General features: G+C 66.2%; 7 protein-coding genes. 1 reads left to right on the plus strand and 6 read right to left on the minus strand.

The genetic code is table 11. The annotated features are described in order from the left end of the window. On the minus strand, window positions 1-2,562 hold a 2,562-nt coding region (locus SX243_07470), incomplete at its 3' end, for a hypothetical protein (protein MDY7092794.1). A 190-nt stretch (window positions 2,563-2,752) separates the two neighbouring features. Continuing rightward, the gene (gene polA, locus SX243_07475; protein MDY7092795.1) at window positions 2,753-5,455 is read right to left on the minus strand and encodes a DNA polymerase I; all 2,703 of its coding nucleotides are present in this window, start codon (window positions 5,453-5,455) and stop codon (window positions 2,753-2,755) included. 279 nt (window positions 5,456-5,734) lie between these two features. Here polA and SX243_07480 point away from each other — a divergent pair, with 279 nt between their 5' ends. Further along, window positions 5,735-9,121 (plus strand): FG-GAP-like repeat-containing protein, encoded by a 3,387-nt coding sequence (locus SX243_07480; protein ID MDY7092796.1) that lies wholly within the window; start codon window positions 5,735-5,737, stop codon window positions 9,119-9,121. Window positions 9,122-9,324: 203 nt separating this feature from the next. Here the strand turns inward: SX243_07480 and SX243_07485 are convergent, their stop codons facing one another. From SX243_07485 to SX243_07500, 4 genes are all read right to left on the minus strand, one after another. Beyond that, the gene (locus tag SX243_07485) at window positions 9,325-10,590 is read right to left on the minus strand and encodes a tetratricopeptide repeat protein (protein MDY7092797.1); all 1,266 of its coding nucleotides are present in this window, start codon (window positions 10,588-10,590) and stop codon (window positions 9,325-9,327) included. A 141-nt stretch (window positions 10,591-10,731) separates the two neighbouring features. Beyond that, window positions 10,732-11,664, minus strand: a complete 933-nt coding sequence (locus SX243_07490) for a histone deacetylase (protein ID MDY7092798.1) — start codon at window positions 11,662-11,664, stop codon at window positions 10,732-10,734. Window positions 11,665-11,696: 32 nt separating this feature from the next. Further along, a complete protein-coding gene (locus tag SX243_07495) occupies window positions 11,697-12,413 on the minus strand; it encodes a metal-dependent hydrolase (protein MDY7092799.1) in 717 nt (238 codons plus the stop codon). Window positions 12,414-12,612: 199 nt separating this feature from the next. Next, window positions 12,613-12,951: a metalloregulator ArsR/SmtB family transcription factor gene (locus tag SX243_07500; GenBank protein MDY7092800.1), complete on the minus strand. Its 339-nt coding sequence runs from the start codon at window positions 12,949-12,951 to the stop codon at window positions 12,613-12,615. Window positions 12,952-13,829 lie beyond the last annotated feature (878 nt).

Genomic DNA, 13,829 nt, shown 5'->3' on the forward strand with positions numbered 1-13,829 from the left:
CAGTCGGTCCAGCGCGTCGTAGGAGTACATCGTCGTCGGGATCTCCGTCTGGCCGCTCTGCTGGGTGGTCGAAGGATGGTTGGCGTCCCAAACCTTCTCCAGGTTGCCTTCGCAATCGTACGCGTACTCGGTCTGGCTGCCGTCGGCGTGATCCACTGACTTCATCTGGCAGCGGTTGGCCCAGGTGTAGTCTGTGAAGGATTCAGTGACCCAACCGGCTCCGTCCCAGCGCTGCTGCTCCTCGCGGGTGCGGTTGCCGGCGGCGTCGAGGGTGTAGACGGTGCGCTCGCCGTGGCTGGTCGGTTGGTCGTTAGGTTTGCGCTCGACCCAGACCAGCCTCCCCGCGGCGTCGTATCCGTACTCGATGACGTTGCCCTCCGGCAGCACCGTCTGGAACAGCCGGCCGAATTCGTCGTAGCGGTGCTCGGTGACCAGATCCTCCGCCGGCGTCGCTCCCTCTTGAATCAGGAAGGTGACTCGGTCGGCGGCGTCGTACATCGTCGTGGTGGTCACACCGTTGGGGTCAGTGACACCGGTGCGACGATTGTAGCCGTCGTAGGCGAAGGTGGTGGTACCGATGAGCGGGTCGGTGCGCGACTCGGCGAGCAGGGAGCCGCGAGTGGAGTCGTAGACGGTCGTCGTCAGGTCGTCCGTGCCGTAGCCGGGAGGATCGACGACCTCCGGCAATCCCTCGTCCGTCGGCGTGTAGAAGGTCGAGTAGCTGAAAGCCCCGCCGGGAGCCTCCGCCCCCTCGATGCGCCGCTCCTCCAAAGCTCCCTCGCTGTTGTAGCCCATCGTCGTGGTGCGCACCGAGGCGCCACCGGCCACCGACGGCTGCTCGATCTCTGTGACCAGCGCTGGGTAGGTGGAGTGGTAGGTCCAGCTCGTGGTGCGTTCGACAGCCTTTCCGGAGGCCTCAGTGCGGGTCAGCACCTGACCCAAGTCGCCGTAGGTGAAGTCGGTGTGCACGCCTTGGGCGTTGGTTTCCCGGGTGGGTCGGAGGGGGTGGTCCGGGTCGTCGTAGTCCATGTTGGAGTTGGGAGTCATGCCACAAGCCGGGCAGCTGCCGGAAAGCTCTTCCAATCGGGCCTTGCGGCTGCCCTCATCGCGGCCGAAAGTGTAGGTGCTAGTAGCCCCGAGAGGATCGAGAACCGTCGTTTCCACCGGCAACGCCGGGTCGTCGAAGGACAGCTCCCAGAGGTTCACCGCATCGGGGCCGATCTTCGAAGCGTCCCCACGCCAGATGGCCAGCACGTTGCCGGTGGTGTCGTACTCCCAAGCGACATCTACTTCCCGACCGCCCATCGTTCCGACCAGCTCCACGCGGGTCAGGTAGCCGGGTAGGAGCAGATCTTCGTAGAAGAATTCGTAGGCCCGGCCGTCAGGCAGATCGATGCGCTCCAGGTCGTCGCCGTCCCAGGTGTAGGTCCACGTGCGGGCTGGCGAGCCGCCGACGCCGACCTCGGTGAGGGTGTCGAGCTTTCCGGTGACGGCGTCGTAGGTGAAGAGCTCCTCGCGCTGGTCGGCAAAAGTGACGCGCTCCAGCTGATCGAGGGCGTTGTAGAAGCCGGTCTTCGGGTTGCCAAAGCGGTCGGTGGTAGAGGTCCACTTCCCGGCGGCGTCGAAGGCCATCACCGTGCCGTCGAGGTCGGTGAGTTCCCAGCCGGCGCCGACCTTGCGCAGGGTGCGGTATTCGTCGGTGGGTGAGGTGGTCTGATAGACGCCGCCGGAGAGGTTGGAGAACTCCCGGAAGGTGACGCGGTCGGTGATCAGCCAGACGTGCCCATCTGAAGGAACAGCATCCGGGTCGGGGACGATGCGTTGGGCGTAGTCGTGGGACCAGTAGCGCCCCAGGGTGGGTAGCCAGCCGGCGGTGCCGGGCCAGCCGGGATGTCCCGCACCACCGGCTTTGTAGGCGAGGCGGGCACCGGGGCCGGTCTCGCCCTTGCCGTCGTAGCCCCCACCGCCGCCGCCGGGAGGTGCTCCTCCACCCCCGACGCCGAGGCAATTGGTGCAGCTGTACGCGTTGGCGCCGGGGCAGTCCTCTTTGGGCGGCTCGGGGCAGAAATTGGAGTCGTTGAGGTCGGCCGTGACCGTGGTCACGTGCTGGCACAGCGGGCAGAACGGTCCCTGACAGGGGCAGCTGCGGGCTTGGACTTGGAAGGCCACATCGGTGTCGCCGCAGGCGCCGGTGAAGCCCCATTGGACGGTGCCCGTATCCTCCAGAATCACCTGGCCGGCGTGGCCGCAGACTCCCAGCAGGCTATCCGAGGAGTCGCGGACCTCGACGGTGGCGAAGGTGTAGTTGAAACCGATGTCGGTCGGTTCGTTTTGGTGGTTTCCGGGGAAGCTGAGTTCGACGGTGGCCGTGATGGAGCAGGGGCCGAGGGCGGGGTTGCAGCCGAAGGCAGGCTCGAACACCGGCTCGGAGGCCACCGGCGGGTAGCAGCGGAAGCCGCTGCAATTAGCGCTCTGGTCGTCCTGATTGGTACCGAGGATCCAGTCGAGGCTGCCGGTGCAGGCGCCGGAGGTTTGGGCCAAAGCGGGTGGGCATGGGGTCAAGAGACACCCGAACAGCACCCAGGCCAAGAGACTTTGGAAGAGAGAGAAAGAGCGGCGAGCAGTCAGAGCCTTCATGAGAACTCCGTTCCCGCCGAAGCCCTCCTGAGGACGTTCTCCAGCTATTTCTTCTGAAACCCTCCAACCACCGAGCCGCGAAGGGTAGAAACCCCGTCTTAGATCTCAGAGTGAGCTACTTCGCCTCATACCAACTCTCCCCCACCCCCACCTCCGCCACCAGCGGGGCGTCGAGGGTGCAGACGCCTTCCATTTCTTCCTGCACCAGCTTGGAGACGGGATCGACCTCGGCTTCCGGGACTTCGAGGATGACCTCGTCGTGGACCGTCAGCAGAAGGCGGGAGGCGAGGGATTCTTCGGCCAGGCGGTGGTGGATGCGGATGAGGGCTAGCTTCATGATGTCGGCAGCGGTGCCTTGGATGCGGGCGTTGATGGCCATGCGTTGGGCGTTCTCGCGCACCGCGCGGTTCTTGGCGTGGATCTCCGGCAGCCAGCGAGCGCGGCCGTAGAGGGTTTCCACTTTGCCCTCGTCCTGAGCCGTCGCCAGAGTCTCGTCGACGTAGGCTTTGACGCCGCCGTAGCGCTCCATGTAGGCGTCGATGAATTGGGCCGCCTGGGCCTTGGGGATGCCCAGGTTGCGGGCCAGGCCGAAGGCACTCATGCCGTAGAGGATGCCGAAGTTGATGGTCTTGGCGGCGCGGCGTTGCTCGTCGGCGACCATGCCGGGGTCGATCTCGAAGACCGCGGCGGCAGTGGCGCGGTGGATGTCTTCGCCGGCGCGGAAGGCGGCAAGCATGGCTTCTTCCTGGGCGATGTGGGCGAGGACTCGTAGCTCCACCTGGCTGTAGTCGGCGCACAGCAGGCGGTAGCCTGGGGGTGCCACGAAGGCCTTGCGGATGCGCTGGCCGAGCTCGGTGCGCACCGGGATGTTCTGCAGATTGGGGTTGGCGGAGGACAGGCGGCCGGTGGCGGCCACGGCCTGGTTGAAATGGGTGTGAATGCGGCCGTCCTCCGCCACCAGGGTGGGCAGGGCGTCGACGTAGGTGCTCTTGAGCTTGGCCAGCTCCCGGTAGCGCAGGATCTCTGCGGGCAGCGGGTAGCCGCGGGCGGCGAGCTCTTCGAGGACCTCGGCGCCGGTGGAATAGGACTTGGTCTTGCGGGTGCGGCGGAGCACCGGGTATTCGAGCTTCTCGAACAGGATCACCCCCAGCTGCTGGGGCGAATTGACGTTGAATTCCTCCCCCGCCAGCCGATAGATCTCCCCCTCTAGAGCGTCGATCTCTTTGCCCAGCTCCGCCGACATCTCCGCCAGAAAATCCTGGTCGAGGAGCACGCCGGCCTCCTCCATGGAGACCAGCACCGGCACCAGCGGCGCTTCGATGTCGCCGTAGACCGCCGCCAGGGCGGGAGCCTCTTCGAGCTCCTGGCGCAGCTGGGGCGCCAACCGGCGCAGGGCGTCGAGACGCTCGCCGCCGAGGAGGGTAAGGCCTTGGTGGCCGGGCTCCGGCGGCTGCTTCTTCTGCCAGCCGGCATCCTCCAGGCTGGGCAGGGTACGGTGCAGGCGCTCGAGGCAGATCTCGTCGAGGCCGTGGCTCTTGAGCGCCGGACGCAGGACGTAGGAGGCGAGCATGAGGTCGAAGAGCTGGGCGCGGCAGTGGCCCCCTCCAATGAAACCGTCATTGGGCACCAGATGGAGAACTTCTTTGAGGTCGTGGCCCACCAGGCGCAGTTCCTCGTCCCCAAACCACTCACCGAGGGTTGCGAGGACGGCCTCCCGGAGCTCGGGACGGCGAAGGTCCACCAGAACGCCAACCGACAGGCCGCCTTCGACCTCGACATCCGCAGCGGCTCCCACCACCAGACCCAGCAGCGACTCGGCCCCCACCGGCGCCAGATAGAGCTCGTTGGGTGAAGCCTTGCGCAGCGCCGCGACGGCTTCGGCCCAGGCCTTGGGAGTGGTGATCTCCCGGGCGGCTTCGAGCTCCCGATCCTGCTCGGCGGCGGCGTCCAGCTCTTCCACCAGGGAGTGGAACTCGAGCTCGGCGAAGATCTCCCGCAGGGCGGCGTTGTCCGGCGGGTCACGGTGCAGATCGTCGGGGTCGAAGGCGATGTCCAGGTCGCAGTGGATGGTCACCAGCTCTTTGGACAGCTCGGCCTGGGCGCGGTGCTCCTGGAGGCCTTCGCGGTAGCTCTTGCGCTTGATCTCCTCGGCGCGCTCGAGGAGGGTCTCGACGGAGCCATACTCCTGCACCAGCTTGACGGCACCTTTCTGACCGATGCCCGGAACCCCGGGGACATTGTCGCTGGTGTCCCCCATGAGGGCCAACACATCGGCGACCTGCGCCGGCGGCACGCCGAAGTCCTCCTCTACCAGCGCCGGATCGTAGACCTTGGTGCGGCCGGTGTGGAAGAGGGAGACCTTGGCGGTCACCAACTGCATGAGGTCCTTGTCAGCGGAGACCAGCACCACGTCGTAGCCTTCGGCGGAGGCTTTGGCGGCGAGGGTTCCCAGGACGTCGTCGGCCTCGTAGTTGGGCATCTCCAGCATCGGGATGCGGTAGGCCTCCAGCACCTTGCGGATCCACGGGATCTGCGGACGCAGATCTTCCGGCATGGGGGCGCGGTGGGCTTTGTAGTCCTCGTATTTCTCAGTGCGCACCGTCTTCCGGGAGACATCCAGCGCCACGCCCACCAGCTCCGGGGCTTCCTCCCGCAGCAGCTTGCGGAGGATCTGCAGGAAGCCGAAGACGGCGTTGGTGGGCTCCCCCCGGGAGTTGGTGAGATGGCGGATGGCGTAGAACGCCCGGAAGATGTTGGAGTAGCCGTCGATGAGGTACAGGCGACGGGGCGACGAGGTGGAATCATTGGCGTTGGTCATGGAAGCTTGATTGTATCGTTGCGAGCCCGGTCCCAGGACTCGCAATGGGTAGCGTCCTGGTTTGAATCCTGGGAAGACCCCGAGGCACCCGCCGCAGGCACGAGCTGAAGCGGGAAAACGCGCGGAACTGTTTGAGCAACGCGAGTTTTCCGCGCGCCGCTTCAGCTCGACCGCCTGCGGTGGCTAGCAGTGCCGAGGCCTGAGCTGGATTCAAACCAGGACGCTGCCCCGCTCCAGTATCCTCGGACACTCTTCCTCAGAGATCGTAGAATGCGCTGCATGAGAAAAATCCTCACCGCCGCCGCCCTGCTGGCCTGCGCCGCCCAACTCCCCGCTCTCGCCACCTCGAAGATTCCGGAGGAGGCGGTGAGCTTGCAGAATGTGGGCTTCGCCCAGCTGGAGAATGAGTCCCCGGAGAAGGCCGAGAAGAGCTACCGCGCGCTGATCAAGGCTTTGCCGGAAGATCCCCTGGGCTACGCCAACCTGGCCATTTCTCTGCTGCGCCAGCAGCGCTCGGAGGAGGCATTGGAGGCCATCGACCAGGCGCTGGAGAAGGGGCCCGGGCGCGGTGATCTGCTGGCGGTGCGGGGGGACGTGCTGCAATGGGCGGGGCGAGCGGAGGAAGCGCTGACGACCTACCGCCAGGCGGCGGAGGCGGCACCGGAGAATCCAGAGATTCTCTACGCCCTCTACCGCCAGGCGGTGACGGTGGAAACAGAGGCCGCCAAGGACTCCAAGGCCTGGGCTTTGGAGCGGCTGGTACGGCTGCGGCCGGAGAATGTGGTGGTGCTGCTGGCCAGCGGTCAGCAGGCCATCGCCGAGGGCGACCGCGCAGCGGCCACTGGTGCCTTTCTGCGCATCCGCGAGCTGCTGTGGCAGACCCCGCCCATCGCCGAGACTGCCATGGAGAAGGTGATGGAAGCGCTGAAGGGCGAGACCGTGGCAGCCGCCCGGGTGCCGGCATTGCGGCTGGAGAACGTCCTCAAGGTCAGCGCCATGTACCGCGAAAGCCTGCGGGAGCTGGTGACGGGCATCCAGGGTATCCCGGTGACCAGATTCACCGGCAGCACCGACCGCGGCGACTTTGGAGCGCCGGGGAAGATTCGTTTCAGCGGCGAAGAATGGACCGACGGAGCGGCAAGGGCCCCGGTGGCCTGTGACGTGGACGGCGACGGGACCCAGGATCTGGCCTGGATCCTCCCCGGCGAGGAAGCGGCAGAGACAGCGGTAGAGCTGCGCAGGAGCGGTGCCGAGGGCGCCGCCCCGCCGCCGGTGCGGCTGCCGGCGCCAGCGGGAGCCGAGACCCTGCTGTGCACCGACCTGGACAACGACGGCGCCCTCGACCTGTTGGTCTTCTCTGCCACCGCCGGCAAAGTGCTGCGGGGGGATGGCCAGGGCGGCTTCACCGACGGCACCGAGGGGACGGGGCTGGCCCAGGCCGGCGCTGGCGCCGCCGTGGCGCTGGATTTCGACATCGAGGGCGACCTCGACCTCTTCCTCGCCGGCGGCTCTCAGATCCGAGGATCGAAGGTTCCCGGCGAGCTCTACTTCAACGACCTCCAGGGCCCACTGCAGCCGGTGGGGACCGAAGCTCTCCCAAAGCTGGACCCGGCTCGCAAGATCGCCAGCGCCCTGCCCACCGACCTCGACCAGGACGGGGACCTGGACCTGCTGCTGGCCCACGACCGCGGAGTCACCTGGCTCGACAATCTGCGCCAGGGAACCTTCGCCGACCGCACCGGCGAGGCCGCTCTCACCGCGGCGGCCCCGTCCCGCCAGGCCCTCAGCGCCGACCTCAACAACGATGGGCGGCTGGACGTGGTGAGCGTCGGCGCATCCCTGGAGGTTTGGGACAACCTGGGCGGCTCCTTCAAGCTACGCCGGCAGACCTCCCTGCCGGGGCCCTTCCACGCCGTCGAAGCCTTCGATGCCGACAACGACGGCCGCATCGACCTGGCCCTGGCCGGTGACGATGGCGTGCGGGTGCTGCAGCAGGACGGCCAGGGAGGGCTCGTCCCGGTGCCCTTGGCGGGCGCTCCGCGCCAGGTCAGCGATCTGCTGGCGGTGGATCTGGACGGCGACGGAGATCAGGACCTGCTCACCGCCGGGCCGGCGGGAGTGCACCGGCTGATCAACCAGGGCGGCGACCAGCGCAATTGGATCGCCCTGCGGCTGCGGGGGTTGGACAAGGGCAGCTCGAAGAACAACGCCTTCGGCCGCGGCGCACTGGTGGAGGTGCGTTCGGGCAACGCCTATCAGCTCAGGGAAGTCCACGGCGACCTGGTGCACCTGGGGCTCGGGGATTTGCGCGGCGGTTACCTGGTGCGGGTGGTGTGGACCAACGGCGTACCCCAGAACCGGCTGCAGCTGAGCCGCAATCAGACGATGGTGGAGGAACAGCTGCTCAAGGGTAGCTGCCCCTTCCTCTACGCCTGGAACGGCGAGTCCATGAGCTTCGTCAGCGATCTGCTGTGGGGCGCTCCCATCGGCATGCCCCTGGCCCCCGGCGTGTGGGCCGGCGCCGATCCGCAGGAATTGGTGCTGGTGCCGGAGGCTGCCGCCGAGGACGGCCGCTACCGCATGAGCATCACAGAGGAGCTTTGGGAGGCCGCCTACTTCGATTATCTGCGGCTGTGGGTGGTGGATCATCCAACCGAGGTGGAGGTGGCCAGCAGCCTGCGCATCCAGCCCGGAGAGAGCGTGCCGGATCGGGTCATGGCCAGCCGCCACCTGCGTCCCCTGGACGGCGCTTGGGACGGCCGCGGCGTGGAGGTCGGCGACCAGGTGGCGCGCCGTGACCACGTCTACGCCGACGGCTACACGCCGAGCCGGTACCAGGGCGTGGCGGCGGAGCCCTGGAGCTTCACCCTGGATCTGGGGGAGGCGCCGGCAGCACCGGTGCGCCTGCACCTGGACGGCTGGATCTTCCCCGCCGACGCCAGCCTCAACCTGGCCCTGGCCCAGCGCGGTGGCCCGGCGCCGGTGCCGCCACGGTTGGAGGTGGAGGTGGACGGCCAGTGGCGCACGCTGATGCCTTCCATGGGCTTCCCCGCGGGCAAGACCAAGACCATGATCATCGACACGCCGCCGCTGCCGCCGGGAGCCCAACGCCTGCGCATGGTCACCGGTCAGTGGCTCCATTGGGACCGCATCGCCTGGACCACCGGCGCCGCGGCGACCCCCGACGAGAAGGCGGTGAAGGTCGTGGCGAAGCTACCGGCGGCGCGGGCCGACCTGCACTTCCGAGGCTTTTCCCGTCCCTTCCGCCGCGCCCCCAACGCGCCCCACGAATTCGATTACGACGCGGTCACGGCGGACTCGCCCTGGCTCCCCATGAGCGGCGGCTATACCCGCTACGGCGACGTGCGGGAATTGCTGGCGGAGGCCGATGATCGTTCGGTCATCCTCGGTGCCGGAGACGAGGTCGAGCTCCTCTTCGACGCCAGCGAGCTGCCGCCACCGCCGGCAGGCTGGAGCCGCACGGTGTTCCTGGAAAGCCACGGCTGGGACAAGGACGCTGACCGCAACACCTGGGCCGGCGACCGCGTCGAGCCCCTCCCCTTCCGCGCCATGAGCGGCTATCCCTACGGCCCCGGCGAGGCCTTCCCGGACACTCCGGAGATGCAACGCTACCGCGAGGAGTGGCTGACCCGGCGGGTTCCCTGAGCAGGGCTCTCTCGCCTTCTGCTGCCGAGATGGTGGGCTGGCGCGCCCACCCTACGGAAGAAGCGTTGCTCTCCGGCTGTAGGGTGGGCGCCAGCCCACCGGTTTCTCTGATTCGCCAAATAAGAAACCGGCCGGCTTTCCCGGAAGGAAAGCCGGCCGGTTGGATCAGATCAGAAGCTCTGATCAGGCGCTGAGCTGAGGGATCAGCCCAGGTACTTGATCATCTCCTGAGCGGAGGCCGCCTCCGGATCGTCCGGAGCGATCTCCAGGAAGCGCGCCAGGTGCTCCTTGGCCTTGGCGTTGTCGCCGGTGTTGATGGCGGCCAGGCCGAGATAGTAGTGGGCCTTGCCGTGCTCCGGGTTGATCGTCAGAGCCTCTTCGAAGAGCTCGATGGCACCAGCGTAGTTGCCCGAGTTGAAGCGGCCCACCGCCAGGTTGTAGAGGTTGTTGGAGGCGAATTCGGGATCGACCTGGGCCAGATCCACCAACGCATCGCCGATCTTCTCCTCGTCGCCAAGGTTGACGTAGGCGTCGTAGCGGATGCGCAGCGCCTTGTCGTTGCCCGGCTCCAGAACCAGCAACCGCTCGGAAGCCTCGGCGGCCTCCTCCCAGCGCTCCAGATTGGTCGCCAGGATGGCGATGGCGTTGAACGCCGGCGCCAGGTTTTGGTCCATGGCGGCGGCTTCCTGGAACTTGCCGAGAGCAGCCTCTTTGTCGTCGGACTTGTTGAGCTCCACGCCCTCGTTGAAGATGCGCTTGGCCTCGGCGGTGTTCTGTCCAAGGGCAGCGATGGCCTCCTGAGCCTCCTGGGCCTTGTCGTCCATGCCCAGCTCTTTGTACGCCTCGTAACGAATGCGGTGGGCCGGCAGGAAACCGGACTGCTGGACGATGGCCTGCTCCGCCGAGTCCACGGCGGCCTGGTACTCACCGGTGGCCAGATAAACGTCGGCCAGCGCGGAGTGCGCCTGGTAGAGCTGGGAATCCGCCTCCAGGGCTTCCAAGAACTTGGTCTTGGCGGTCTCGTAATCCTTGGCGTCGTAGGCTTCGACACCGGCGTTGAAGGAGAAAATGGCCTTGTTGGACTTTGAGGCGGGCTTGTCGCCGCTGGCGGTCACCGGCGCGGCGCCCACGCCCTCGGCGAGCTCGAAGGTGTGCCGGGTGGTACCGCCGAGGTTGGTCTTCACCTCCTGCTCGGTGGTCTGGAAGCCTTCCTTCTCGATGCGGTAGACGTAGCGCAGGTACGCCTTGGAGAAGACCATGGAGAACGTGCCGTTCTTCTTGGTGCTGGTGATTTCCTTGTACTGGGGCAGGTCCGGCGAGGTGATGGTCACCGTCGCGTCTCGAACGGGATCTCCATCCTCGTCCACTACCTTGCCCAGCATCCGGCCTTCGCCGGCCGCCAGGGCCACGGCCGCGCTCAGCAGCACCATCAGGGGGAGAAGCGCTAGAGCTCGCCACGTCTTCTTCATTGCGATACCCATCCTTTCCATATCGATTCAAATTCAGCACCCTGACGATTCGAGACCGCAGCTGTCGGCGGTCCGGCGGCGGAAGTTCTCGCGCACGCAACCCGCTGGGGCTCCACCGTCATCGATCAGGGACGATCAAGTCTATCGGAAACTGGTTTCCGTTCCTAACTGCCGTTTCACGGCGCTCTGCGCCGCTAGCTCGAGAGTAGCGGTGTGGATGTCGACGATTCGTTCCACGGGACGCGCATACCCTCCGGCCATAACTAGTGCAATCGGGATGCCAAGATCCGCGCAAAAGCTCAAGACCCGGCGATCCCGCTCCCGCAGGCCCTGGCGGCTGAGGGCCAGCCGCCCGAGGCGGTCGCCATGGTATGGGTCAGCGCCAGCGAGATAAATCACCAGCTGGGGATCGAAGGGAGCCAGACTGCGATCCAGGGCATGATCCAAGATCTCCAGGTAGTCGCCGTCGCCGGTGCCGTCGGGAAGCGCCAGATCGACATCGCTGTGCTCTTTGTGAAACGGGTAGTTGCGCTCCCCGTGGATCGAGATGGTGAGCACCGAGGCATCGCCGGCGAAGATGCTGGCGGTGCCGTTGCCCTGGTGCACGTCGCAATCGAGGATCGCCACCCGCTCCACCCGGCCCTCCGCCTGCATCGCCCGGGCCGTCACCGCCGCGTCGTTGAACACGCAGAAGCCCTCACCGCGGTCGGTGAAGGCGTGGTGGGTGCCGCCGGCGAGGTTCGCCGCCACCCCTTCGGCGAGGGCCCAACGGCCAGCGGCCAAGGTGCCGCCGACGGAACGCCGGGAACGCTCCACCAGCGCCGGCGACCATGGAAAACCCATCCGCCGCACCTGCTCCCGGGTCAGCTCGCCCCTCACCACCCGCCGCAGGTACTCCGGGTCATGAACCCGCAGCAGCTCTTCGTCGGACGCCGCCGGCGGCACCCGGAGATGCTCCGCCGCCACGACCCCTCGAGCCCCCACTCGCTCCCGCAGCAGCCGGTACTTGGCCATGGGAAAGCGATGTTGGGGAGGCAGGGGGAGCACGAAGTGATCGCAGTAGAAAGCCTTCACCCCGGGCTCCTAGGAGGGCGCCGCCGTACCGCTCAGTAGACCTCTCCGGGCTGCAGGGTCAGCACATCGCAGTTGATGCCCAGGTCCCGCAACTCTTTGCTCAACTGGGTCGGAGTGCCGGTGAGATCCGGGAAGGTGCCCCAATGGATAGGCACCACATGGCGCACGCCGAGAAAGCGGCAGGCCTTCGCCGCCTGGTGGGGATCCATGGTGAAGACGTCGCCGATGGGCAGGAAGGCGAGCTCCGGGCGGTAGAGCTCGGCGATGAGCTGCATGTCGGAGAATAGCGCCGTGTCCCCGGCGTGGTAGAAGGTGTAGCCCTCGGCGAGCTTGACCACAAAGCCGCTGGCGATGCCGCCGTCGTAGTACTTGCCGCCGTCCTCCAGACCGCTGGAGTGATCGGCGCGGACCATCGACACCCGCATGCCCAGCACCTTGCGATTGCCACCGATATTCATCGGCGCCACGTTCTCCACCCCTTGAGCGGCCAGCCACTCGCAGATCTCGAAGTTGGCCACCACCGCCTCCGGCTTGTACTTCTTCGCCAGAGCCACCGCGTCGGCCATGTGATCCGCGTGGGCGTGAGTGATGAGCATGGCATCGATGCGTTCGAAGCTCTTGAGCTCGTCGGGACAGGAAGGGTTCCCGTCGACCCAGGGCTCCATCAGCAGGACCTTGCCATCCGGCAGGTCACAACGGACCGTGGAATGACCCAGGAAGGTGAATTTTGGGCGGGGGCTGTGGCTCATCTCTGTCTCCTCTAACCGATGCTTGGGCGTGTCCGGACGCCGGAACATTTTACCCAACTCGCAGCGGGAGGAAAGCCATGACGAGATGCGGCGGGAGGAGCCCGAAATGCGAAAACGCCGACGGAAAGCACCCATCGGGGTGATCTCCATCGGCGTTTTGATCCCGACCGTTGAGACGGATCGGGCTGCTAGCGCAGGCTCAGTTGTGCAGGTCGTTCAGGAAGCTCTCCTTGAGCTTGCCGTTGAAGTCGTGCTTGGTGAGCCGATAGTAGATGGTCTGGGCGTCCCGGCGGGGAGCCACCAGGCCCCGAGCCTTCAGCTTGGCCAGGTGCTGGGAAACCGCCGAAACGGAAACGCCGAGCATCTCAGCCAGGTCGCAGACGCAGATCTCACCGTGGGTCTCCAGCAGATAGAGCAGCTTCAGCCGGGTCGCGTTGCCGGCGAGGCTCATCAGCTCGGCAGCCTCCTCGATATCAGGGGCGCACTCCAGATCGCGGCGAATACGGGCGATGTCCTGGGAGGTAACAGTTGCTTCCATGGTCTTCTTACTCCTTACTCAAGAGGATTGAATCGTTTGGCCCGAGCCGGTCCCCCGTAGCCCTTGATCCTCGAAGGGCCCCTCGCTCACCCCGGGTGGCGGTCTGAACGGGACCGCTCCGGGGCTTGTAGGAGCAAGGAGTCTTCCAGCATCAAAATCTCGCTAACTCGCTGATTCCCTTGTTCCAGAGGTCGTTGCAGCACCGGTCCTCTGTAAGGCGTGACAAACTATACAACACTCTGGTCTTGTTTTCAGCACTTTTGTGAAAAAAGGTTGGCTAGTTTATGGCCAGGCCCCGCAAACTACCGCTTCAAAGGGCCTTAGCGCGCCTAGAAATTCTCTGTTAGGACATCTCCGAAGGCCTGAACCGCGCCCCGGGCCATCGATCCGACCACCCCACGGCAGCAGAAGTTTCTCCGGACGGGGGGCAAAGACTGGTTCCAGCAACTCCTGTAACCCTGAGAGTCGCCGGAGCGTGCGAGGGAGAGAGGTCACCGATGGTGGCGAGGCGATTCACGATGATCGGGACAGCCTGAGGCGGGAGGGAGCGAGAGAGCCACGGCATGGTGGTCAGGCTAACTCGGAGGTCTGGAAGCGTTCTGCGGGAGAGAGAGTGACGGGCCGCAGACGCGGAGAATGCTTCAGTTCCGAGGGAGCCGCCTTTGACGGAAGGCCGGGAGGCAGCCGCAGGGGACGCGGGAAGGCGGCTCTCGTCATTTTCTTTCCTTCGGGACCGTACCTACGCGCCGGTGAACGGACGGCAGTAGGGCTTGGGTTCCGATCTCGTCGACGCGGCGTGTCGAGGCGCTCCTGGCAGCACCGGTGAATCTCCTCGACACGCTCGGCGTCCCTGTCTGTTCTACCAGCCAACTTTGCAG

The organism is Acidobacteriota bacterium (assembly GCA_034211275.1).
Taxonomy (GTDB): Bacteria; Acidobacteriota; Thermoanaerobaculia; order Multivoradales; family JAHZIX01; genus JAGQSE01.

What these genes read in the sequence shown, in the direction of transcription:
- polA (MDY7092795.1), bottom strand. Translation starts at nt 5,455, where the DNA reads ATGACCAACGCCAATGATTCCACCTCGTCGCCCCGTCGCCTGTACCTC.
- SX243_07480 (MDY7092796.1), top strand. Translation starts at nt 5,735, where the DNA reads ATGAGAAAAATCCTCACCGCCGCCGCCCTGCTGGCCTGCGCCGCCCAA.
- SX243_07485 (MDY7092797.1), bottom strand. Translation starts at nt 10,590, where the DNA reads ATGAAGAAGACGTGGCGAGCTCTAGCGCTTCTCCCCCTGATGGTGCTG.
- SX243_07495 (MDY7092799.1), bottom strand. Translation starts at nt 12,413, where the DNA reads ATGAGCCACAGCCCCCGCCCAAAATTCACCTTCCTGGGTCATTCCACG.
- SX243_07500 (MDY7092800.1), bottom strand. Translation starts at nt 12,951, where the DNA reads ATGGAAGCAACTGTTACCTCCCAGGACATCGCCCGTATTCGCCGCGAT.